This window comes from Pseudonocardia hydrocarbonoxydans (assembly GCF_006539565.1).
In the GTDB taxonomy this organism is placed as follows: domain Bacteria; phylum Actinomycetota; class Actinomycetes; order Mycobacteriales; family Pseudonocardiaceae; genus Pseudonocardia; species Pseudonocardia hydrocarbonoxydans.
Window position 1 is genome coordinate 62,042 of sequence record NZ_BJNG01000025.1, and the last position, 21,976, is coordinate 84,017.

The following is a 21,976-nucleotide window of genomic DNA, read 5'->3' on the forward strand; positions in this document are numbered from 1 at the left end:
CCAGCCTCAGTTTTCCAAGAGCCGTCCCGGCAGGTGGTCAGCCGAACAGGTGCTCGAACGCCTTGAGGTTGGCCGTGGACTCCCCGCGCTCGGAACGCCAGGCGTGCTCGCGCCGGATGGAGGTGGCGAAGCCCAGCTCGAGCAGGGTGTTGAAGTCGCCGTCGGCCGCCTCCAGCACCTGGCCGAGCACGCGGTCGACCTCCCCGGCGGTGACGGCGTGCAGCGCCATCCGGCCGGTGAGGTGGATGTCGCCGATCCGGTCGATCGTGTAGTGCACGCCGTAGAGCCGGGCGTTGCGCTGCAGCAGGAAGCGGTAGACGCCCTCGTGGTTCTCGTCGGGGCGCCGGCAGACGAAGGCCTGCACGAACACGGCGTGGTCGCGGACGACGAGCCAGCAGTGCGTCTGCAGGCGGGCGGTGCCGGGCAGGGTGACGAGGAACTGGCCGGGCTCGCGCCGGTGGTGGTCGACCTCGAGCTCGGCGAGCGCGGCGGCGATGACGGCCTCGGTGTCGGCGGTCTCCTGCGCGGGGTGATCGGGGCTGTCGTTCACAGGGCGATCATCCCCGCGGGCACCCCCTGGCGCTCGGCGAACTCCGCGGCGGCGCCGGCGTAGGTGTCGAGCAGCGACTCCGTGGTGCGGTCCCAGGAGAAGCGTCGGGCGTGCCCGACGGCGGCGGCGGCCAGCACGTCGCGCCGCCGCAGCGCGGCGCGCAGCGCGTCGGCCCACTGGCCCGCGCCGTGGCCGGGCACCAGCAGGCCGGACCGCCCGTCGTCGACGGCCACCGGGAGCCCGCCGACCCGCGCGGCGACGACGGGCGTGCCGCACGCCTGCGCCTCCAGCGCGACGAGGCCGAAGGACTCGTTGTGGCTGGGCACGGCCACGAGGTCGGCCGCGCGGTAGACGTCGACCAGGCCGTGGCCGCGCTGCGGCGGGAGGAAGCGCACGACGTCGGTGAGGTCGAGCGCGGCGGCGAGGGCCTGCAGCGAGGTCGGTGCGGCGAGCCCGCTGCCCGACGGCCCGCCCGCCACGAGGACGACCAGCCGCGCGCGCAGCGCCGGGTCGCGCCGCAGCATCTCCGCGGCCGCGCGGAGCAGCACGTCGGGGGCCTTGAGCGGCTGGATGCGGCCGACGAAGGCGAGCACGACGGCGTCCGGGGCGAGGCCGAGCGCCCGCCGGGACGCGGTGCGGTCGCCGGGGACGAACCGGTCGAGGTCGACGCCCGGCGGGATCGTGACGACCCGGCGCGGGTCTGCCCCGTAGAGCTCGATCAGCTCCCGCGCCTCGGAGTCGGTGTTGCCGATCAGCCGGTCGGCCTCGGCGACGACCTGGTCCTCCCCGATGACCCGCACCATCGGCTCGGGCTGGTCGCCGTCGGCCAGCGCCGCGTTCTTGACGCGCGCCAGCGTGTGGGCGCTGTGCACCAGCGGTACGCCCCAGCGGTCGCGGGCCAGCCAGCCGACCTGGCCGGAGAGCCAGTAGTGCGAGTGCACGACGTCGTAGTGGCCGGGGTCGTGGCGGGCCTCGGTGCGCAGGACGCCCGCGGTGAACGCGCACAGCTGGCTGGGCAGGTCGTTCTTCCCCAGCCCCTCGAACGGCCCGGCCGCGATGTGCCGGACCAGCACGCCGGGGGCCAGCTCCGCGACCGGCGGGTGCTCCGAGGACGTGGCCCGGGTGAAGACCTCCACCTCGACGCCGCGCTCGGCCATCCGGCGGGCGGTCTCGACGATGTAGACGTTCATGCCGCCCGCGTCACCGGTGCCCGGCTGCTCCAGCGGCGAGGTGTGCACGGAGAGCACGCTGACGCGACGGGGCCGGCGCTGGAAGGTCACGGCTCTGTGTAGCACGTTCGTTCACCCGGCAATCGTTCACTCCGCAAGTAGTGCGAGCAGGGCCCGGAGGGGGTCCTCGGCGTGCCAGCCGCCGGTGCCGTCGGGCCAGGCCGGCACCCGGAGGCGACCGGCGACCGGCCGGGTGATCCCCACCCACAGTTCCCCGTGGCGGGTCAGCGTGCCTCCCGGCACCGCGACGCCCAGCGTGTGGCAGGCCACGACGACCTCCGCGACGTCGGCCCAGGCGACCGCCTCCCCCGCCCCCTCGGGCGCACCGGCGACGACCTCCGTGGCGAGCGGGAGGTCGAGGAGCTCGGCGAGCAGGGCGGGATCGCCCCCGGCCACCAGCTCGCCCGCGGGGAGCACCGACGCGGGCCACGGGGCGTCGAGCACCACGGCGACCTCGGCGGGGACGACCGTGCCGTCGAGCGCCCGGACGTGGCCCGGCACGTCGAGGTCGGCCGGGTCGACCCGCCCGGCGGCGACGGCGTCGGCCAGCGCGATGTGGGCGTCGGCCACCAGCGCGACGTCGGGCTGCCGGGCCGGGTCGGCGAGTCGGTGCAGCAGGTCGGCGGCGTCGCGGGCGTCGGCGACGGCGAGCCCGCCCCGCACCCCGGCCGCCGCCCACACCCCCTCCCGCGAGTCCCCCGCATCCCGCTCCCGAGTCCCCGGGACCGGGTCGTAGAGGGCACCGATCGCCGTCGCGGACGGCAGCCGCCAGTGCCCGGGCGGTCGGCCGCCGATCCGGGCGTGCCGGGCCAGCCACCAGGCGGTGTACCCGCCACCCGTCAGCGCCTCACGGGTCTCCCGGCCCGCGCCGAGCAGCTCGAGCGCGGCCGGCCAGCGGTCGTCGGCGACGAGGTCCAGATCGCGCACCGCCACCAGCCGCCGGGGCGGCTCGGACAGCGTGTCCCACCAGCGCCGTTCGTCGTCGAGGTCGTGGTCGGGGCCGGTCGGGTCCTCGTCGACGACAACGGCGAACCCGTCCAGCACCCCGACGGCGACGAGCGCGGCCCGGTCGGCCCAGGGCGCGTCGACGACGCCGAGCGGCGGGTCGTCACCGAGCAGCGGGGCCAGCGCGGCGTCGGGCAGCATCAGCTCGTCCGCGCGGGCCGGGAGGCCGTCGGCGGCGGGCAGGGCCAGTGCGCCGAGGCCGCCGACCGGGCCCGTCCGCGCCACCAGTGCGAGTACCGCCTCGGCCAGCGGGCGCACGTCGAGCCCGGCGTCGGCGTCGTCCAGGGAGCCCTCGACGGCGGCGAGCAGCGCGGGATGCCCCAGCAGCGCGCGGGCGTCGGCCTCGGTCGCGCCCAGGCGCGCGAGCAGCGGGTGCACCGCGTCGGGATGGACGAGGTGCAGCCCCGGCAGCGACGGCCCGAACTCCACGCCGGCGGGCAGCAGCACGGTGGGCGGGCCGTGCGCGATCCGCCCGTCGGCGAGCGGGACCGGCAGCGCCCGCAGGTCGTCGGAGAGCCCGGGCACGAGCCCGACCAGCGGCGCGAGGGCGGCGTAGAGCTCCCGCCACCACGACGGCGGCCGGTCGGACCCGGCGAGCCGTTCGACCAGCCCGGCCGCCGACAGCCGCTCCACCCCCAGCGCGACCGGTGGTGGCGCGGCGGCCAGGTCGGCGGACCCGAGCAGCGCGAGCACGGCGTCCGCGTCGGGGAGGTCGAGCCGGCGGGCGCGGGCGGGCGCGATCTCGGAGCCGTCGGCCGCGGGCAGCCATGCGGTGTGGCGCAGTGCGTCGAGGACCAGCTCGCGCAGCCGCCCGTCGAGTGCCGAGTGCGGGAAGCCGGGGGCCGGGACGAGCGCCGCCCGCTCGGCGGGCGGGGTGGCGCGGACCAGGTCGAGGTAGGCCTCGACGGCGCCGGCGAGCACGGCGTCGGTGCCCGGGCCGGGGCGGACGCGGCGGCGGTCGGGCTCCAGCGGGACGGTGGCGATCAGCCGCGCGGGCAGCCCGAGGCGCTCACCGGTGGCGGTGGGGGCGTGCAGCACCTCGTCGGCGGGCAGCGGCGCGTCGAGCGGGAACGCCCAGGTCGCCGCCCAGTCGCGGCGCCCCCGCTGCTCGACGGCCGCGTCGACGGCCCCGGCCAGGCGCCCGCGGCGGCGGGCCAGGCGCCAGCGGCGGCCGTCCACGACCACCCCGTCGCCGTCGGGCTCGCGCCGGACCGCGTCGCCGTCGACGACGATCTCGTGCAGGTCGGGCAGGGCCAGCAGGAGGTCGGGGGCGTCGGCGCGGGCGCGGGCCAGCAGCGCGGCGCCGTCGAGGCCGGGCCGCAGCGGCAGCCGGACCTCGGTGTCGAGGGCGGGCGCCCCGTCCACCGGCCAGACCAGGCGCAGCACCGGCGGCTCGTCGCGGCGGCCCAGCTCGGCGACGACGCCCGGCAGCCCGGCGACGGCCGCGGCGGTGCGGGCGGCGGAGAACGCGACGGAGCCGGTCGTCGAGTGCACCCGCGGGGCGTCGGTGACGGCCAGGACGGCGGCGAACCCGACGCCGAAGCGGCCGACGGAGTCGGTGTCGCGCTTGGCCGAGGCCCGCAGCGAGGCCAGCGCCGCGACCCCGGCGGCGTCCAGCGGGGCGCCGGTGTTGGCGACCCGGATCTCCCCGTCGGCGAGCGCGACCTCGATCCGGCCGGGCACCCCGGCGGCGCGGGCGGCGTCGGCGGCGTTCTGGGCGAGCTCGACGAACCACGCGTCGGCGTAGCCGCCCAGGCGCAGGTCCTCCTCGGCGTTGGCGTCCTCGCGGAACCGGGTGGGCGAGGACGCCCACGCGTCGAGGACCGCGGACCGCAGGGCCGCGGTGCCGAACGGGTCGGTCACGACGAGGCGACCGGCTCCAGGTCGACGCCGTCGTCGTACACCAGCTCCGCGACCGCGACCGGCGAGCTGGCCTCGACCACCACGTCGGAGTGCGCGCCGCACCCGAACCCGACGGCCACGACCGCGCCGTCGGCGGGGGCGTACTCGTTGCCGCACACGCCGAACGCGCCGCGCATCGAGCCCGCGAGCGACAGGAAGAAGCCGCAGGTGCCGCACGACCCGGGCGCGGCCCGGGCCATGTCGGCGCCGGGGCCGTGCGGGCCCTCGGTCCAGCGGTCGGCGGCCGCGTCGCGGCCCGCGCGCGAGAGCACCTTGGTGCGGCCCAGCCCGACCTCGATCGCGATCGGCACGTCGAGGTCGGCGTCGTCGACGGCGAGGTAGCCCGGCACGAGGCGCTCGTCGTCGGCGGGGGCGGGGAGCAGGTCGCCCACCCCGAGGTCGCCGGGGCGGATCCGCTCCTGCCACGGCACCCACGCGGGCGCGACGACGGCGTCGGCCCCGGGCAGCAGCACGACCTCGCAGACGGTGATCGGGCCCTGCTCGTCGGCCGCGAGCGTGACCGACCAGCGCCACCCCCGGTACCCGCCCTGGGTGGCGGCGAAGAAGTGGGTGAGCGTGCCCGGGTCCTCGACCACGGCACCCAGGTGCTCGCCCACGGCGGACTCGGCGCTCGCGCGGCCCAGGTCGGTGGTGGCGTCCTCGACGGCGGCGGCCCTGGCCTGCTCCACAGCGTGAACCAGCCGGGCGGGAGGGGTGGGTTCGGCGCTCACCGCGACGATTGTGCCACCCTGCCGGGCATGACCTTCGGGCGCGCGCTGCTCATCGCCGCGGCCGTCGGCCTGGCCGGCTGCGCGGCGGCCGCCCCCGCACCGGCGGTCCCGGTGCTGCGGCCCGAGGTGCTCGCCGAGATCCCGCACGACCCGTCGGCGTTCACCCAGGGGTTCGAGATCGCCGACGGCGTGCTCTACGAGGGCACCGGGCGCGTCGGGGCGTCGCAGCTGCGCGAGCTGGACCCGGCCACCGGCGCGCTCCGCCGGGCCGTCCCGCTGCCGGCCGCGGTGTTCGGCGAGGGCATCACCGTCGTCGACGACCGCATCTGGCAGCTCACCTGGCGCGACGGCGTCGCCTACGAGTGGGACCGGGCGTCGCTGACGATGCTGCGCACGGTCCCGATCGCGGGCGAGGGCTGGGGGCTGTGCCACGACGGCGCCCGCGTCGTCCGCTCCGACGGCACCGCGCTGCTGCGCTTCCACGATCCGGTGACCTTCGCCGAGACCGGGTCGGTGCAGGTCACCGAGGCGGGGATGCCGGTGCCGATGCTCAACGAGCTGGAGTGTGTCGACGGGCAGGTCTACGCGAACGTCTGGCAGACCGACCGGATCGTCCGGATCGACCCGTCCGACGGGCGGGTCACCGCGGTCGTCGACGCCTCCGGGCTGCTCGACCCCGCCCGCCGCGCCGGTGCCGACGTCCTCAACGGCATCGCCGACGCCGGGGGCGGCGAGCTGCTGCTCACCGGCAAGCTGTGGCCCTCGACGTTCCGCGTCCGGCTGGTGCCCGACCCCTGACCGCTCGGGCGTCGCTCCCGGCCCCGGATGGGTCAGAATGGGACCGTGGCCCGCTCTGCGTTCTCCTTCCTCCGCGGCCGCAGCACGCCCCGCACGCCCCCGCGCCGGCCCACCGCGCGGTTCCCCGTGCCGCCGCCCGGGCCCCCGCAGGCCGCCACCCGTCCGCCGACGGCCCAGCACCCTCCGACGGCCCAGCACCCTCCGACGGCCGCCACCGCGCCCGCCCCGTCGCCGCCCGACGACCGCTGCGCCCCGCGCCGCCGCTACCCCTGGCACGACGATCCCGGCTACGACCCGGCCGCCCACCGCCGCACCCCGCCCCCCGCGCCGCCGTGGACCCCGCCGGACCCCCCGGACGCCCGCGACACGGTGCTCTGGACGGAGGCCGGGCCGCCACCGGTCGCCACCCCGTCCCACCGCGAGGCCGCCGCCGAACCGCCCGTCGCCACCCCGCCCGTCGCCGACCCGCCCGGCCCCGCCGCGCCGACGACGGCACGGATGCCGCGCAAGCTCACCGTCACGCGGGTGGCGGCGCTGCGCAGCCGCCAGATCACCGGCAACGGCATCCGGGCCTTCCACCGCGCCGCCTCCGCCGACGGGGCCGACCGTTCCGGGCTCACGGCGCTCACCTACGCCACGATGATGACCTACGCCGTCGACGCCGCGGTGGCCGTCGCGCTGGCCAACACGCTGTTCTTCGCCGCCGCCACGGCCGAGAGCGTCACCAACGTCGCCCTGTACCTGGCCATCACGGTGGCCCCGTTCGCGGTGATCGCGCCCGTCATCGGGCCGCTGCTGGACCGGTTGCAGCGCGGCCGCCGGGCCGCGCTCGCCGTCTCCTTCGGCGGGCGCGCGGTCCTGGCCGTGGTGATGGCGCTCAACTACGACAACTGGGGGCTCTACCCGGCCGCGCTCGGCGTCATGGTGCTGAGCAAGACCTACCACGTGCTCAAGTCCGCGGTCACGCCCCGCGTGCTGCCCTCCCGCATCACCCTGGCGACGACGAACTCACGGCTCACGACGTTCGGGCTGATCGCGGGCGGGGTCTCCGGCGGGGTGGCGGCGGGGATCGCGGCGCTGTCCGGCTCGCCGGGGGCGCTGTTCTTCACCGCGGCGCTCGCCGTCGCCGGCACGGTGCTGTGCCTGCGGATCCCGCGCTGGGTCGAGTCGACGGCCGGTGAGGTGCCCGCGGCCCTGCGCAGCACCGTCCGCGGGCGCCGCCAGCCGGTCAGCCGCGGGGTCGTCGTCGCGCTGTGGGGCAACGGCTCGATGCGCTTCCTCACCGGGTTCCTCACGCTGTTCGTCGCGTTCACGGTGCGGGCGCAGGCCGGTGACGACCCGGCGCGGCAGCTGTTCCTGATCGGCATCGTCGGCGCCGCGGCCGGGCTCGGGTCGTTCAGCGGCAACGCGGCGGGCTCGCGCCGGCGGTTCGACCGGATCGACACGGTGATCGTGTCCTGCATCGCGGCGGCCGTGACGGCGGCGGTGGTCGCGGCCGTCCTGCCCGGCATCGCGACGGCGGCGATCGTGGCGCTGGTGGCCTCCACCTGCAGCGCGCTGGCCAAGGTCTGTCTCGACGCGGTGATCCAGCGCGACCTGCCGGAGCAGTCGCGGGCGTCGGCGTTCGGGCGGTCGGAGACGGTGCTGCAGCTGGCCTGGGTGTTCGGCGGCGCGCTGGGGGTGCTGCTGCCGCACGACACCTACGGGCTCGGGTTCGTCGTCGCCTCGGCGATGGTGGCGCTCGGCGGCGTGCAGACGGCCCTGATCGCGCGCGGGCACAGCCTGCTGCCGTTCCTGGCGCCGCGGTCGGAGCCCGCCCGCACCCGTACGTAGGGTGACGAGGTGCGCCGCGTCCTCGCCCTGGCCCTCGCCGTCCCGCTGCTGGCCGCCTGCGGGGCGGACGCGCCGCCGGAGGTCACGTTCGCGGCCGGGTCGCAGACGGCCGTCGCCGGGCCCACGCAGTACTGCCAGGACGACTTCGTGACCTGCACCAACGACGCGTCCGCGCCGGTCACCCTGCCGGTGCCGCCCGGCACGCCCGTCCTGGTGACGGTGCCGGCGGCGGTGTCGGACACCCCGTGGCAGATCGTGTTCACCTACCGCGACGGCGCGGGCGAGCAGGTCGACGAGCGCACCACGGTGTTCGCCCCGCAGGCGCAGCAGAGCTACTCCCTGGAGCTCCCCGCGGACGCCCGCCTGCTCGTCGCGCAGGTGCAGCAGTACGGGCCGCCCCCGGAGATCGACGAGACCACCGGCGAGGTCGTGTTCCCGATCCGGTCGAGCTGGGTGCTCACGGTCACCCGGTAGAGGTCAGCCGTCGAGGTCGCGGGCCACCGCGCGGACGACCTCCGCGGCCAGCTTCGCGGTCTTCCGCTCCGGGTAGCGACCACGCCGCAGATCGGGCTGCACCTTCGTGTCGAGCAGCCGGATCATGTCCTCGATGAGGCTGTGCAGGTCCTCGGCGGGACGGCGGGTGGCCTCCACGACCGACGGCGGGGCGTCCACCAGCCGCACCTGGAGCGCCTGCGGACCGCGCCGGCCCTCGGCCATCCCGAACTCGACGCGCTGCCCCGGCTTGAGCGACTCCACCCCGGCCGGCAGCGCGGCCTTGCGGACGTAGACGTCCTCACCGCCGTCCTGGGCGAGGAAGCCGAAGCCCTTGTCGGCGTCGTACCACTTGACCCTGCCGCTCGGCACCTGGTCTCACCCGTTCCTCGATCGTCGTGTCCTCGTGCACCGCACCGTCGCCGGTGCACGACGAACGCGCCCTGATGCCTGGGCCGCCTTCTGGGCCCACCTGCCGACACCGGGACGCGTCAGCCCACCTTAGCCCCGTACCACCCGTCCGTGCAGCCGCCGGGCGGGCTCCGTAGGACCACCGTTCCGGCCACCGGCCCGCACCGCGACGATGGTCCGATGCCCCTCACCGCCACCCGTCACGAGCTCGGGCTCCTGCTCGCCGCCCGGCCGGCGCTCGCCGTGCTGCTGCTGGCCGGGCGGGCGGCCGTCCCGATCCGGCGGGTGCCGCGGCTGGGCTGGGTGAGCGCCGACCCGCGGATCGCCAGGGAGGTCCTCACCGACCACCGCTCGTTCACCCTGGTCGCCGAGGGCGGGGTCGGGCACCTGTGGGCGCAGGTGCTCGGGGACTGGGTGTACGACCTGTTCGACGGCCCCGGCCACCACGACCTGCGCACCCGCGCCCGGGACCTGTTCACCGAGGCCACGGCTACGCGCCTGGTGACCGGCGCGTGGGCCGACCGGCTGTGCACGGCCCGCGACGACCTCGCGTCCGGTGCCGAGGTCGACGTCGCCGACCTCGCCCGGGTGCTCGTCGGGCGGATGCTCGCCTCATTGCTGGGCCTCGGCGACCTCGACGACGCCCGCGCCCGCACGCTGTTCGCCACCGGCGAGCGGCTCGCGGCCACGGCGCTGGGCAGCGCCGCCGACACCACGCTGACCCCCGACGCGGTGGCCGGGGCGCGGGTGATCGTCGACGACCTGACCCGCGCCGTCCCCGACGCCTGGCGCACCGCTCCCCCGTCGACGCTGCTGGGCCGCTGCCGCGAGCTGGGCCTCGGGCTGCGCGAGACCACCGGGCTCGCGGCGCTGCTGATGGTGGCCGGCACGGAGACCGCGGCGTCGGCGATGGCGCGGTCGGTCGCGCTGCTGCACGACACCGGCGAGCAGCACCGCCTGCTCGCCGACCCCACCCGCCTCCCCGACGCCGTCCGCGAGGGCCTGCGCGTCACCACGCCCGCCCCGGTGATCGGCCGGTCGGTGAAGCGCGACGTCACCGTGGCCGGGCGGCGGCTGCGCGCCGGCGAGCGGGTGCTGCTGCTGACCTGGACCGCGAACACCGCCCGGGGGGCGTTCGACCTCGACCGCCCCTACCTGCCGGAGAACCGGCAGCTCTGGTTCGGCGCGGGCCGCCACCTGTGCCTCGGCGCCGCGCTGGCCCGGGCCGAGGTGGGCGCGATGCTGGGGACGGTGACGGCGGCCGGGCGGCCGTGGGTGGTGCAGCGCCGCCGGGCGGCGAGGCGGGCGCTGGTCCCGACCTACGCGGAGCTGACGGTCCGCCTGCCGCACTGACCCCCCACACCCACCCCGCCCGCTCCGCCCGCTCCGCCCGCCGGCAGTAAAGCCACTGTGCTGCCACCTCACGGCGGCACAGTGGCTTTACTGCCAGTTCGGGGGTGGAGGGGCTGGAGGGGGTGGGACGGGCGGGGATCAGGCGTTCTTCACCGACGCCGCGTCCTCCAGGCCCAGCAGCCCCACGCTCTTCTCCCGCATCTCGATCTTGCGGACCTTGCCCGTGACCGTCATCGGGAACTCCTGCACCACCATCACGTAGCGCGGGATCTTGTAGTGCGCCAGCTTGCCGGTGGCGAACTCGCGCACCTTCTCCGCCGTCAGCTCCTCGGAGCCCTCGCGCAGGGTGATCCAAGCGCACAGCTCCTCGCCGTACTTCGCGTCCGGCACGCCGATGACCTGGGCGTCGAGGATGTCGGGGTGGGTGTAGAGGAACTCCTCGATCTCGCGCGGGTACACGTTCTCCCCGCCCCGGATGACCATGTCCTTGATCCGGCCGGTGATGTTGAGGTAGCCCTCGTCGTCCATGATCCCGATGTCGCCGGTGTGCATCCAGCGGGCGGCGTCGATGGCCTCGGCGGTCTTCTCCGGCTCGTTCCAGTACCCGAGCATCACCGAGTAGCCGCGGGTGCACAGCTCGCCCGGTTCGCCGCGGGGCAGCGTCAGGCCGGTCTCCGGGTCGACGACCTTGACCTCCAGGTGCGGCCCCACCCGGCCGACGGTGGACACGCGGCGCTCCAGCGAGTCGTCGGCGCGCGTCTGCGTCGACACCGGCGAGGTCTCGGTCATGCCGTAGGCGATGGCCACCTCCGTCATCCCCATCCGGTCGACGACCTGCTTCATCACCTCCACCGGGCACGGCGAGCCGGCCATGATCCCGGTGCGCAGGCTGGACAGGTCGTAGTCGCCGAAGTCGGGGTCGTTGAGCTCGGCGATGAACATCGTCGGCACGCCGTAGAGCGACGTGCACCTCTCGGCGGCGACGGCGTGCAGCGTGGCCTTCGGGTCGAAGCCCTGCCCGGGGATGACCATCGTCGAGCCGTTGGAGGTGCACGCGAGGTTGCCCATCACCATGCCGAAGCAGTGGTAGAAGGGCACCGGGATGCAGACGCGGTCGGCGGGCCCGTAGCCGCACAGGCGGCCGACGTTGTAGCCGTTGTTGAGGATGTTGTGGTGGGAGAGCGTGGCGCCCTTGGGGAAGCCCGTGGTGCCCGAGGTGTACTGGATGTTGATCGGGTCGTCCGGGCTGAGGTCGGCCTGGCGGCGCGCCAGCTCCGCGGCGTCGCCGGTGCGACCGGGCCCGACGAGCTCCTCCCAGTCGTCGGTGCCGATGAGCACGACCCGGCGCAGGTCGGGGCAGTTCGGCCGCACGTCGGAGATCATCGCGGCGTAGTCGGACGTCTTGAACGCCGTGGCCGCCACCAGCACCGAGATCCCGGCCTGCTTGAGGACGTACTCCAGCTCGTGCGTGCGGTACGCCGGGTTGATGTTGACCAGCACCACGCCCAGCTTCGCGGTGGCGTACTGGATCAGCACCCACTCGGCGACGTTCGGCGCCCAGATCCCGAGCCGGTCGCCCTTCTGCACGCCCGCGGCGACGAGGCCGAGCGCGACGGCGTCGACCTCCGTGCGCAGCTCGCCGTAACTCCATCTCCGCCCGGTGGGTACCTCGACCAGCGCGTCGACGTCGGGCTGGGCGGCCGCGGTGCGGTCGAAGTTGTCGCCGATCGTGTCGCCGAGCAGGGGCACCTCGGAGGTGCCGGAGGCGTAGGAGGGGACGGCGGGGGTGGCGCTGGTCACGAGAGACCTCTCTTCACGGCGGTGTGGTTCACCGCACATCCTGCGACGGGCACCCTCCGGTCGCCACCTCCGGATGGGGAGGCGCGCCCGTCACCCGCTTCCGCACCGCCGATACGCTGGACCGATGCACGACCCCCGCGTCCTGCTCGACCCCGCCACCGACGCCGTCCGCAAGCTGGCCCGGCGTGGCTTCGCCCTGGACGTCGCGTCCCTGGAGAAGCTGCTCGCCGCCCGCAACTCCGCGATCGGCCGGGGTGACGACGCCCGCGGCGAGGCCAAGCGCGTCGCCACGTCGGTGAAGGGTGCGACGCCCGACGAGCGGCCCGCGCTGGTGGAGCGGGCCCGCGAGCTGAAGGCCGTCGTCGCCGCGGCGGAGGAGGAGCACCGCGGGCTGGAGGCGGAGCTGCAGGAGCTGCTGCTCGGCATCCCCAACCTCCCCGCCGACGAGCTGCCCGACGGCACCTCCGACGCCGACGCCGAGCTGGTCCGGTCGTGGGGCGAGATCCCCGACGTCGCGCAGCCGCTCGACCACGTCGACCTCGGCGAGCGGCTCGGCATCCTCGACCTGCCCCGCGCCACCAAGCTCTCCGGCCCGCGCTTCGCGGTGCTGAAGGGCCGGGGCGCCAAACTGGAACGCGCGCTCGCCCGCTACTTCCTCGACCTCGCCGAGCAGCACGGCTACACCGAGTTCTCGGTGCCGACGCTGGTCAACGCCACGACGATGACGGGCACCGGGCAGCTGCCGAAGTTCGAGCAGGACCTGTTCCGGACCGGTGTCGACGAGCGGGCGCTGTACCTCATCCCCACCGCCGAGGTGCCGCTGACGAACCTGCACGCCAAGGAGACCCTGAACGCCGAAGACCTCCCGCTCGCCTACACCGCGCACACCCCCTGCTTCCGCTCCGAGGCCGGCTCCTACGGCCGCGACACCCGCGGGCTGGTGCGGCTGCACGAGTTCTCGAAGGTCGAGCTGGTGCGGTTCGTCGACCCGGCGCGCTCGCGCGAGGAGCTGGAGCTGCTGCTCGGCCACGCCGAGGCGGTGCTGCAGGGCCTCGGGCTCGCCTACCGCGTGGTGCGGCTCGCGGCGGGCGACATCGGCTTCTCCGCGGAGTACACCTACGACATCGAGGTGTGGCTGCCGGGGCAGCAGGCGTACCGCGAGATCGCCTCGGCGTCGGACTTCGGGGTGTTCCAGGCCCGCCGGGCCGGCATCCGCACGAAGGCCAAGGACGGCACCCGCGGCTTCGCGGCCACGCTCAACAGCTCGGCGCTGCCGATCGGCCGCACCCTGGTCGCGGTCCTGGAGCAGGGCCAGCAGCCCGACGGCTCGGTGCGCATCCCGCAGGCGCTGGTGCCCTACACCGGTTTCGACGTCCTCGAACCTTAGAGCCCGCCGGTGTTGAGCAGCAGGTTGTCGGTGCCGCCCGCGCCGCCGCCGCGGACGACGTCGGGCGTGGCGTTGTCGACGATCCACCGCTCGACGACGCCGCTCGGGGCGTCGCCGAAGGTCTGCTTGTAGAGCGCGGCCACGCCCGCGGCGTGCGGGGCGGCCATCGACGTGCCCGTGTAGGACGCCGTCCCGCCGCCGGGCACGCTGGAGACGATCCCGGTGCCGGGGGCGTAGAGGTCCACGCAGTCCCCGGTGCTCGACGACGGGGCGCGCTGGTCGTCGATGGTGGAGTTGGCCACCACCAGCACCCCCGACGACGCCCGGGGCGCCACGCCGCAGTCGTCGCCGCCGCTGTTGCCCGCCGACGACGCGACGAACACCCCGCGCCCCACCAGCTCGCCCACCGCGGCGATCAGCACCTCGGAGGGGCCGTAGCTCCAGGACATGACCGCCACCGACGGGCCCTGCTGGTTGCGCGCCACCCAGTCGATGCCCGCGAGCAGGGACGACAGGGTGCCGGCGCCGGTGCAGTCGAGGACCTTCACCGACCGCACCTGCGCGCCCTTCGCCACGCCGAAGTCGCGGGACGCGGCGATGCCGGCGACCACCGTGCCGTGACCGTCGCAGTCGCCGGAGACGTCGTCGACGGTGTTGACGCCCTCGCTCGCCCGGCCCCCGAACTGCGGGTGGGTGACGTCGACCCCGGTGTCGAGCACGTAGACCGTGACGCCCGCGCCGGTCGCCTGCGTCGTGTAGGTGGCGTCCAGCGGCAGGGAACGCTGGTCGATGCGGTCCAGGCCCCAGTTCTGCGGGTTGCGCTGCACGTCCTCGGCGAGGCCGCTGCGCGCCTGGTTCGCGCGCGGCTCCAGCGGGGTGATCCGCCGGTCCTCCTCGACGCCGAGCACCCCCGGCCGCTCGCCGAGCTGCTCGACCTGGGCCCGCGAGAGCCGGGCGGCGAAGCCGGCGAAGACCCGCTCGAACAGCACCGTCGGCTCGACGCCCAGCGCGCGCGCCGCCTCCCGCGCCTCCTCCGCGGTGCTGGCGTGCACGACGTAGTCGATCGGGAGATCGGGCTCGGCCGCCGAGGCGGCCGGGCCGGCGAGCGTCGAGGCACACAGCAGCGCGATCACCGGAGGGGCGAGGCGGGCGATCAGGCGGGTCACAGGGAGCGACGCTACGTTCGTCGCACCGTCACCGACAGGGACACGATCGGGGTCCGGGTGACGGAAGTGCCTGATGGTGTGACAGCGGGTGCATCACTGACCGTGGATGGCCACCTCGGTGGCCTTCACCACGAACCACAGCTCCGCCCCGGGCTCCACGCCCAGGTCGGCCACCGCGGCGGGCGTGACGTCGGCGGCGAGCCCGTCGACCCAGGCCGGGCCGCCGGGCGGCGCCGCGGCCCGCAGCCGCACCACGTCGCCCCGCGGCTCGATCGCGGCCAGCCGGACGGGCAGGACGTTGCGCGGGCTGCCGTCGGGTCGCGTCGCGTAGACGGCCACGGCCGACGGCGGGAACACCGCGACCGCCGTGTCGCCGACGTCGACACCGTCGGTCAGGCCGGACACCAGCAGGCCGTCGGGGGTGCGCAGGCCGCCCACGTCGCACACGCCGGGGACCAGGTCGAGCCCCGCGATCCGGGCGGTGAACGCGCTGCGCGGGCGCGCCAGCACGTCGCGGGTGCCGCCGTCCTCGACCACCCGCCCCCCGGTGAGGACGACGACGCGGTCGGCCAGCACCAGCGCGTCGAGCGCGGAGTGGGTGACGAGCACGGCGGTCTGCTTCCCGTCGCGGACGACCCGGCGCAGCAGCGCCCGCATGGCCGGGGTGGCGTCGACGTCGAGTGCGGCCAGCGGCTCGTCGAGCAGCAGCAGCGCGGGCTCGGGCGCCAGTGCGCGGGCCAGCGCCACCCGCTGCTGCTGCCCGCCCGACATCTGCGCCGGCCTGCGGTCGCCCAGCGCGGCCGCGTCGACGCCGGTGAGCAGCTCCTCGGCCCGGGCCCGGGCCTCGCGCCGCCCGACGCCGGCGGCCCGCGGTCCGAACGCGATGTTGTCCCGCGCGGTGAGGTGCGGGAACAGCAGCGCCTGCTGCGCGAGCAGGCCCACCCCGCGCCGGTGCGGCGGCACGTGCACGCCCGCCGCGGTGTCGGTGACGACGTGCTCGCCGACCCGCACGAGCCCCTCGTCCGGGCGCAGCAGGCCCGAGAGCACCCCGAGCAGCGTCGACTTGCCCGCGCCGTTGGGACCCAGCACCGCCAGCACCTCGCCGGGCGCCGCCGAGATCGAGACGTCGAGGGTGAACGCCGGGCGGCGCACGACGATCCGCGCCTCCAGCCCGGCGCTCAGGACGCCACCGTCCGCGGCCGCGCGATCGCGATCACCACGACGGCGACGACGACCAGCAGCAGCGACAGCGCCACCGCCGCGTCGACGTCGGACTCCCGGGCCAGGTAGACCAGCAGCGGCAGCGTGCGGGTGGTGCCCTGCAGGCTGCCCGCGAACGCGATCGTGGCACCGAACTCGCCCAGGCAGCGGGCGAAGGCGAGCACCGCGCCGGAGAGCAGCCCGGGCAGCACCAGCGGCACGGTCACGCGCCGGAACGCGAGCGCGGGTGACGCCCCGAGCGTGGCGGCCACCGCCTCGTAGCGCTGACCGGACGTGCGCAGCGCCCCCTCCAGGCTGACGACGAGGAACGGCAGCGCCACGAACGTCTGGGCCAGCACCACCGCGGCCGTCGTGAACGGCACGGTGATCCCGAACGCCAGCTCCAGCCCCTGCCCGACCAGCCCCGTGCGCCCCACCAGGTAGAGCAGCGCCAGCCCGCCGACGACGGGCGGCAGCACCAGCGGCAGCAGCACGATCGAGCGCAGGACCTGCAGCCCGGGCAGCCGCCCGCGGGCGAGCACGACCGCGAGCGGCCCGCCGAGCACGATGCAGATCACCGTGGAGCAGGACGCGGTGAGCAGCGACAGGCGCAGCGCGTCGAGCGCGGCCTCGCTGAGCAGCAGCTCCGGCAGCCGTGGCCAGTCCGTCCGCAGGCCGAGCCCGACGACGGGCAGCGCGATCAACGCGAACGCGAGGCCGGCCGGGACCCACAGCAGGCGTGGGAGCCCGACCGCGGCCTCGTGCCGGTCGCGGGTCCTCACCGGTGCGGTCACGGGGCCCCGACGAAGCCCGCCCCGGCCAGCACGGCCTGGCCGTCAGCCCCGCTGACCAGGTCGGCGAACGCCCGCGCCAGCTCCGGCTGCGGCGCCGTGGCGAGCACGCCGATCGGGTAGTCGGTGACGGCCTGTTCGGCCTCCGGGAAGTCGACGCCCTCGACGGCGTCGCCCACGGAGCCCACGTCGGTGACGTAGACGAGCCCGGCGTCGGCGTTGCCGGTGGTGACGCGGCCCAGCGTGGAGCGGACGTCGGGCTCCTCGCTGACCGGCGTCAGCGTGATGCCGGTGGCCGTCTCGATCCTCTCGACGGCGGCGCCGCAGGGCACCTGCGGGGCGCAGACGACGACCTGCAGATCGGGGCGGGCGAGGTCGGCGAAACCGGCGATGCCCTCGGGGTTGCCCGGCGCCGTGACGATCTGCAGCCTGTTCCGCGCGAACACCACCGGGGTGCCCTCGACCAGGCCCGCGTCGGTGACGGTCGCCATCGTCGACGCGCTGGCGGCGGCGAACACGTCGGCCGGGCCGCCGTTGACGAGCTGCTGCGCGAGGTCGGACGACGCGCCGTAGTTGAGGACGACGTCGACGCCGGGGTTGTCGGCCTCGAACCGCGTCTCCAGCTCGGTGAACACATCGGTCAGCGACGCGGCGGCGAACACGGTCAGGGTGCGGGCCGGGGACGGGTCCGTCTCCGCGGGTGCGGCTCCACCGCATCCGGCGAGGACCAGCACGGCCGCTCCCACGGCGAGCAGGCGACGCGTCACGCCAGGCCTCCGGGGGTCTCGACGATCACGTTGGTCGACTTGATCACGGCGACCGCGAGGACGCCGGGTTCGAGGCGCATCTCGCGCACCGCCTCGGACGACAGGAGCGAGACGATCCGGTGCGGGCCGCACTGGATCTCCACCTGCGCCATCACCGAGTCGGCCTGTACCGAGGTCACGAGGCCGATGAGGCGGTTGCGCGCCGAGCGCTGCACCCCCGACGGGTCGGGCGGGACCTGTGCGCTGTCCCGCGCGAACGCGGCGAGCGCGGCCCCGTCGATGACCTTGCGGTTCGACGCGTCGGGCTGCGCGGGCAGCGTCCCGGCGTCGACCCAGCGGCGGACGGTGTCGTCACTGACCCCCAGCAGGCGGGCGGCATCGGCGATCCTGAACTGCGGCACGTCGTGGACTATATATCCGATCCTGCGGCTTCGCCCGCGGTGGTGTGCGACCACGGCCGGAGCCCGGGTCCCTGTGGTGTGATGCGGGCGTGGACTTCGAACCCAGCGCCGTGGCCGCCGACTACACCCAGCGCATGCGCGCCTTCCTCGACGAGGCGGTCCTCCCGGCCGAGGCCGTCTACGACGCGTTCCGCACCGAGCGCCGGGGCACGCCCCAGGAGTGGGACCTGCCCCCGGTCGTCGAGGAGCTGAAGAAGCAGGCCCGCGACCGCGGCCTGTGGAACCTGTTCCTGCCGTCGCTGTCCGGGCTGAGCAACCTGGAGTACGCCCAGGTCGCCGAGGTGTCGGGCTGGTCGCCGGTGATCGCGCCCGAGGCCATCAACTGCCAGGCCCCCGACACCGGCAACATGGAGACCCTGCACCTGTTCGGCACCCCCGAGCAGAAGGCCGAGTGGCTGGAGCCGCTGCTGGCCGGCGAGATCCGGTCCGCGTTCGCGATGACCGAGCCCGACGTCGCCTCCTCCGACGCCACCAACGTGCAGACGACGATCCGCCGCGACGGCGACGACTACGTCATCTCGGGGCGGAAGTGGTGGATCTCCGGGTCGGCCGACGACCGCTGCCGGATCTTCATCGTCATGGGCAAGACCGACCCCGGGGCGGCCACCCACCGCCAGCAGTCGATGGTGCTGGTGCCCCGCGACACCCCCGGCCTCACGATCACCCGCCACCTGCCGACGTTCGGCTACCAGGACCAGCACGGCCACTCCGAGCTGCACTTCGACGACGTGCGTGTGCCGGTGACGAACCTGCTGGGCGAGGAGGGCGGCGGGTTCGCCATCGCCCAGGCCCGCCTGGGCCCCGGCCGCATCCACCACTGCATGCGCCTGATCGGCATGGCCGAGCGCGCGATCGACCTGATGGTGAAGCGGGCGCAGTCGCGCGTCGCCTTCGGCCGCCCGCTGGCCGACCAGGGCGTGGTGCGCGAGCAGATCGCGCAGTCGCGCATCGAGGTGGAGCAGGCCCGGCTGCTGGTCTACAAGACCGCGTGGCTGATCGACCGGTTCGGCGCCAAGGGCGCGGCCACCGAGATCGCCGCGATCAAGGTGGTCACCCCGCGCATCGCGTGCGACGTCATCGACCGGGCCATCCAGATCCACGGCGGCGCCGGGATGAGCGACGACACCCCGCTCGCCTACTTCTACGTCTGGGCGCGCGCCCTGCGCCTGGCCGACGGTCCCGACGAGGTCCACCTGCGCACGGTGGCGCGGCAGGAGCTGGGCCGCCACGGCTCGACGTGATCCACGTCGCCTGTGTGCCGGCTCACCTTTGGCACCGCCATTGAGGGGGCATCTGCGGTTACCTGAATGAGATGTGTCCGCTTCTGCGGATACGCGCATTCCTGCAGGTCGGCGGCCGAATGGCCGAACGGCCGGGCCGCTACGCTCGTGCATGTGACGCCATCCGAGCTCGGCCTCCCCGCAGTGCGGCGGGCCACCACCCGAGACCCGGCCCGCCCCGACGACGCACGCCTGGTCGACACCTTCGGCCGGGTCGCCACGGACCTGCGGATCTCGCTGACCGACCGCTGCAACCTGCGCTGCTCGTACTGCATGCCGGCCGAGGGTCTCGACTGGATGCCGCGCGACGAACAGCTCACCGACGACGAGCTGCTGCGCCTGATCGGCATCGCGGTACGCGACCTGGGCATCGAGGAGCTGCGCTTCACCGGCGGCGAGCCGATGCTGCGCAAGGGCCTGGAGGGCCTGGTGTCGGCCTCGGCCGCGCTGGAGCCGCGCCCCGACATCTCGCTCACGACCAACGGCATCGGCCTCGCCCGCCGCGCCGCGTCGCTGGCGGCCGCGGGCGTCAACCGGCTCAACGTCTCGATGGACACGCTGCGCCCCGAGCGCTTCGCCACCATCACCCGGCGCGACCGCCTCTCCGACGTGCTCGACGGCCTGGTCGCCGCGCGCGAGGCCGGCCTGGGCCCCGTCAAGATCAACTCGGTGCTGCTGCGCGGGGTGAACGACGACGAGGCCTGCGAGCTGCTGCACTTCGCGGTCGAGGGCGGCTACGAGCTGCGCTTCATCGAGCAGATGCCGCTCGACGCCCAGCACGGCTGGGAGCGCACCGAGATGATCACGGCGGGCGAGATCCTGGAGAGGCTCCAGGCCGAGTTCACGCTCACGCCCGACTCCGTCGCCCGCGGCGGCGCCCCGGCCGAGCGCTTCATCGTCGACGGCGGGCCGGCCGCGGTGGGCGTCATCGCCTCGGTGACCCGCCCGTTCTGCGGCGCCTGCGACCGCACCCGGCTCACCGCCGACGGGCAGGTCCGCTCCTGCCTGTTCGCCCGCACCGAGACCGACCTGCGCGCGATGCTGCGCGAGGGCTGCACCGACGCCGAGATCGCCGAGACCTGGCGCCACGCCATGTGGGGCAAGCTCGCCGGGCACGGCATCGACGACCCGGGCTTCCTGCAGCCCGACCGCCCGATGAGCGCCATCGGGGGCTGAGGGGAGGATGGGCACCATGACGACCACCACCGTCGCGGTCCGCTACTTCGCCGCGGCCCGCGCCGCGGCCGGGGTGGAGACCGAGAAGCTCCAGCTCCCGGCCGAGGCCACCGTCGACGCCGCCCTCACCGCGCTCCGGGCCCAGCACGGCCCGGAGTTCGGTGTGGTGCTCGACCGTTGCAGCTTCCTGCTCGACGAGGTGGCCGTGCGCGACCGCTCCGCGGTCCTGCGGCCCGACGCCGTGCTCGACGTCCTGCCGCCCTTCGCCGGCGGCTGAGCGGGCGTCAGGCGCCGACCACGTCCCGGTAGCCGCGCCACCGGCCCACGGACCCGGCGGCGAGCACGGCGTTCGCGATCGCCCGCGCCACCACCTCAGCCGCCGCGGCGTGCAACGCCACCAGCTCCGGCAGCTCCGGGGCCGGCCGGGTGGCGGTGGACAGGCCGAACACCACGTCGCCGTCCATCGCGGTGTGCACCGGCGACAGGGCGCGGGCCATCCCGTCGTGCCCCATCGTCGCCAGGCGCCCGCACCCCGCCTTGTCCAGCGTGAGGTCGGTGGCCACCACGGCGAGTGTCGTCGCCGTGCCCGCGGCGGGCGGGCCGGGCACGGCCAGGGCCCGCAGCTCGGCGAGCGCGGCGGGCCCGACCTCGAGGTCCGGGCCGGGGCCGAGCAGCCGTCCGGTGCGCGGGTCGACCGCCGACCCCACCGCGTTGACGACGGCGAGCGCGGCGACCACGGCCCCCGGACCCCCGCCCGCGCCCGCGCCCGGCAGCACCGTGCTCGCCGTGCCGACCCCGCCCTTGAGTCCGCCCACGACCGCCCCCGTCCCGGCCCCGACGGCGCCCTGCCCGACCGGCCCGCCGGACGCGGCGTCGAACGCGGCGGCGCCGGTCGTGGCGTCGGGGCGGGCGGTGAAGGCGCCGCCGCGGCCGAGGTCGAACACCACGGCGGCGGGCACGATCGGCACGACCCCTCCGGGCACCGCGAACCCGACCCCGGCACCCTCCAGCCGCTCCATCACCCCGTGCGCGGCGGCCAGCCCGTACGCGCTGCCACCGGACAGCACGACGGCGTGCACGCGCTGCACGGTGGCGCCGGGGTGCAGCAGGTCGGTCTCGCGGGTGCCGGGCGCGGCGCCGCGCACGTCGACCCCGGCCACCGCGCCCCCGGGCGGGGCGAGCACCACCGTGGTGCCGCTGAGCGCGCCCGACCCGGTGAGGGCGGCGTGGCCCACCCGCAGTCCGGGCACGTCGGTCAGGGCGTCGTGGAGGGCCATCGGACCATCCTGTACCGCCGGGCGTCAGCCGCCCTGCGGGCCCCCGACGGTGGGGTCGACGTCGCAGACCGGGAACGGCAGCCGCCCGGAGACCTTCACCCACCACACCTCGTCGTCGCGGCGCAGGCGCAGGGCGTAGCGGTCCTCCATGGTCTTCTCCGGCGGCAGGACGACCTCGATCCGCGCCCAGACCGGCGCACCGTCCTCCTCCAGCGGGAGCTCGACCCACCAGCCGGCGACCATGCCGCCCGCGGTGATGGACATCTGCTCGGTCACGCCGACCATCGTGGCAGGCCCGGTTCCGCGGCGGTCACGCCGGGCCGGGGACGGGGCGCCGGCCGCGCTCCTGGCCGCGCTCGTCGGAGGG

Annotated in this window: 21 protein-coding genes; 8 read left to right on the forward strand and 13 right to left on the reverse strand. The window is 75.7% G+C overall.

Annotated elements, in window-relative coordinates; genetic code table 11:
- Window positions 1–37: 37 nt before the first annotated feature.
- Genes PHY01_RS15445 through PHY01_RS15460 form a run of 4 tightly spaced genes read right to left on the reverse strand, consistent with a single transcriptional unit; the run spans window position 38 to window position 5,417 of the window.
- On the reverse strand, window positions 38–496 hold the full coding sequence (locus PHY01_RS15445; RefSeq protein WP_370467356.1) for a type III secretion system chaperone family protein: 459 nt from the start codon (window positions 494–496) through the stop codon (window positions 38–40).
- 50 nt (window positions 497–546) lie between these two features.
- Window positions 547–1,830 (reverse strand): D-inositol-3-phosphate glycosyltransferase, encoded by a 1,284-nt coding sequence (gene mshA, locus PHY01_RS15450; protein ID WP_246085921.1) that lies wholly within the window; start codon window positions 1,828–1,830, stop codon window positions 547–549.
- A 36-nt stretch (window positions 1,831–1,866) separates the two neighbouring features.
- Window positions 1,867–4,647: a sacsin N-terminal ATP-binding-like domain-containing protein gene (locus PHY01_RS15455; protein WP_141279365.1), complete on the reverse strand. Its 2,781-nt coding sequence runs from the start codon at window positions 4,645–4,647 to the stop codon at window positions 1,867–1,869.
- Window positions 4,644–5,417 carry a DUF3027 domain-containing protein gene (locus tag PHY01_RS15460; protein WP_307723973.1) on the reverse strand — a complete coding sequence of 258 codons (774 nt, stop codon included), beginning with the start codon at window positions 5,415–5,417 and terminating at the stop codon, window positions 4,644–4,646. Before PHY01_RS15460 ends, PHY01_RS15455 begins: the two co-directional genes overlap by 4 nt.
- Before the next feature lie 27 nt (window positions 5,418–5,444).
- Here PHY01_RS15460 and PHY01_RS15465 point away from each other — a divergent pair, with 27 nt between their 5' ends.
- The 3 genes from PHY01_RS15465 to PHY01_RS15475 are packed head-to-tail and all read left to right on the forward strand — an operon-like array spanning window position 5,445 to window position 8,522.
- Window positions 5,445–6,215 (forward strand): glutaminyl-peptide cyclotransferase, encoded by a 771-nt coding sequence (locus PHY01_RS15465; protein ID WP_141279366.1) that lies wholly within the window; start codon window positions 5,445–5,447, stop codon window positions 6,213–6,215.
- A 27-nt stretch (window positions 6,216–6,242) separates the two neighbouring features.
- Window positions 6,243–8,048 (forward strand): MFS transporter, encoded by a 1,806-nt coding sequence (locus PHY01_RS15470; protein WP_141279367.1) that lies wholly within the window; start codon window positions 6,243–6,245, stop codon window positions 8,046–8,048.
- Window positions 8,049–8,057: 9 nt separating this feature from the next.
- Window positions 8,058–8,522: a DUF2771 family protein gene (locus tag PHY01_RS15475; RefSeq protein WP_141279368.1), complete on the forward strand. Its 465-nt coding sequence runs from the start codon at window positions 8,058–8,060 to the stop codon at window positions 8,520–8,522.
- Between the two features lie 3 nt (window positions 8,523–8,525).
- Here PHY01_RS15475 and PHY01_RS15480 read toward each other — a convergent pair whose 3' ends face one another.
- Entirely contained in the window at window positions 8,526–8,912 is a 387-nt protein-coding gene (locus PHY01_RS15480; RefSeq protein WP_141279369.1) for a cold-shock protein, read from the reverse strand.
- Between the two features lie 219 nt (window positions 8,913–9,131).
- On the opposite strand from PHY01_RS15480, the gene PHY01_RS15485 reads away from it, so the two are divergent.
- On the forward strand, window positions 9,132–10,304 hold the full coding sequence (locus PHY01_RS15485) for a cytochrome P450 (protein WP_141279370.1): 1,173 nt from the start codon (window positions 9,132–9,134) through the stop codon (window positions 10,302–10,304).
- A 138-nt stretch (window positions 10,305–10,442) separates the two neighbouring features.
- Here the strand turns inward: PHY01_RS15485 and PHY01_RS15490 are convergent, their stop codons facing one another.
- Entirely contained in the window at window positions 10,443–12,143 is a 1,701-nt protein-coding gene (locus tag PHY01_RS15490; protein ID WP_141279371.1) for an AMP-binding protein, read from the reverse strand.
- An 85-nt stretch (window positions 12,144–12,228) separates the two neighbouring features.
- On the opposite strand from PHY01_RS15490, the gene serS reads away from it, so the two are divergent.
- Window positions 12,229–13,491 (forward strand): serine--tRNA ligase, encoded by a 1,263-nt coding sequence (gene serS / locus PHY01_RS15495; RefSeq protein ID WP_141279372.1) that lies wholly within the window; start codon window positions 12,229–12,231, stop codon window positions 13,489–13,491.
- On the opposite strand, the gene PHY01_RS15500 is transcribed toward serS, so the two are convergent.
- From PHY01_RS15500 to PHY01_RS15520, 5 genes are all read right to left on the reverse strand, one after another.
- Entirely contained in the window at window positions 13,488–14,657 is a 1,170-nt protein-coding gene (locus tag PHY01_RS15500) for a S8 family peptidase (protein WP_170183829.1), read from the reverse strand. The genes serS and PHY01_RS15500 overlap by 4 nt on opposite strands.
- A 93-nt stretch (window positions 14,658–14,750) precedes the next feature.
- The gene (locus tag PHY01_RS15505) at window positions 14,751–15,809 is read right to left on the reverse strand and encodes a sulfate/molybdate ABC transporter ATP-binding protein (protein WP_246085923.1); all 1,059 of its coding nucleotides are present in this window, start codon (window positions 15,807–15,809) and stop codon (window positions 14,751–14,753) included.
- 26 nt (window positions 15,810–15,835) lie between these two features.
- The gene (locus PHY01_RS15510; protein WP_246085924.1) at window positions 15,836–16,651 is read right to left on the reverse strand and encodes an ABC transporter permease; all 816 of its coding nucleotides are present in this window, start codon (window positions 16,649–16,651) and stop codon (window positions 15,836–15,838) included.
- Complete coding sequence (gene modA, locus PHY01_RS15515; protein ID WP_141279374.1) at window positions 16,648–17,415, reverse strand: molybdate ABC transporter substrate-binding protein; 768 nt, start codon at window positions 17,413–17,415, stop codon at window positions 16,648–16,650. The genes PHY01_RS15510 and modA overlap by 4 nt, the downstream gene beginning before the upstream one ends.
- A complete protein-coding gene (locus tag PHY01_RS15520) occupies window positions 17,412–17,816 on the reverse strand; it encodes a TOBE domain-containing protein (protein ID WP_141279375.1) in 405 nt (134 codons plus the stop codon). Before PHY01_RS15520 ends, modA begins: the two co-directional genes overlap by 4 nt.
- An 89-nt stretch (window positions 17,817–17,905) precedes the next feature.
- Here PHY01_RS15520 and PHY01_RS15525 point away from each other — a divergent pair, with 89 nt between their 5' ends.
- The 3 genes from PHY01_RS15525 to PHY01_RS15535 all read left to right on the forward strand — a co-directional run bounded on the left by PHY01_RS15525 (window position 17,906) and on the right by PHY01_RS15535 (window position 20,609).
- A complete protein-coding gene (locus PHY01_RS15525) occupies window positions 17,906–19,117 on the forward strand; it encodes an acyl-CoA dehydrogenase family protein (RefSeq protein ID WP_141279376.1) in 1,212 nt (403 codons plus the stop codon).
- Between the two features lie 153 nt (window positions 19,118–19,270).
- Window positions 19,271–20,332, forward strand: coding sequence for a GTP 3',8-cyclase MoaA (gene moaA, locus PHY01_RS15530; protein WP_370467353.1), 1,062 nt, complete (start codon window positions 19,271–19,273; stop codon window positions 20,330–20,332).
- Window positions 20,333–20,348: 16 nt separating this feature from the next.
- Window positions 20,349–20,609 carry a MoaD/ThiS family protein gene (locus PHY01_RS15535; protein WP_246085925.1) on the forward strand — a complete coding sequence of 87 codons (261 nt, stop codon included), beginning with the start codon at window positions 20,349–20,351 and terminating at the stop codon, window positions 20,607–20,609.
- Between the two features lie 7 nt (window positions 20,610–20,616).
- Here the strand turns inward: PHY01_RS15535 and PHY01_RS15540 are convergent, their stop codons facing one another.
- Window positions 20,617–21,609, reverse strand: coding sequence for a P1 family peptidase (locus tag PHY01_RS15540; protein ID WP_141279379.1), 993 nt, complete (start codon window positions 21,607–21,609; stop codon window positions 20,617–20,619).
- Between the two features lie 24 nt (window positions 21,610–21,633).
- A complete protein-coding gene (locus tag PHY01_RS15545) occupies window positions 21,634–21,885 on the reverse strand; it encodes a hypothetical protein (protein WP_141279380.1) in 252 nt (83 codons plus the stop codon).
- Between the last annotated feature and the right edge of the window lie 91 nt (window positions 21,886–21,976).

Excerpts from the sequence above, each read along its gene's own strand:
- PHY01_RS15490 (WP_141279371.1), bottom strand. The coding sequence starts at position 12,143 with ATGTGCGGTGAACCACACCGCCGTGAAGAGAGGTCTCTCGTGACCAGC.
- PHY01_RS15540 (WP_141279379.1), bottom strand. The coding sequence starts at position 21,609 with ATGGCCCTCCACGACGCCCTGACCGACGTGCCCGGACTGCGGGTGGGC.
- serS (WP_141279372.1), top strand. The coding sequence starts at position 12,229 with ATGCACGACCCCCGCGTCCTGCTCGACCCCGCCACCGACGCCGTCCGC.
- PHY01_RS15535 (WP_246085925.1), top strand. The coding sequence starts at position 20,349 with ATGACGACCACCACCGTCGCGGTCCGCTACTTCGCCGCGGCCCGCGCC.
- PHY01_RS15470 (WP_141279367.1), top strand. The coding sequence starts at position 6,243 with ATGGGTCAGAATGGGACCGTGGCCCGCTCTGCGTTCTCCTTCCTCCGC.
- PHY01_RS15485 (WP_141279370.1), top strand. The coding sequence starts at position 9,132 with ATGCCCCTCACCGCCACCCGTCACGAGCTCGGGCTCCTGCTCGCCGCC.
- PHY01_RS15465 (WP_141279366.1), top strand. The coding sequence starts at position 5,445 with ATGACCTTCGGGCGCGCGCTGCTCATCGCCGCGGCCGTCGGCCTGGCC.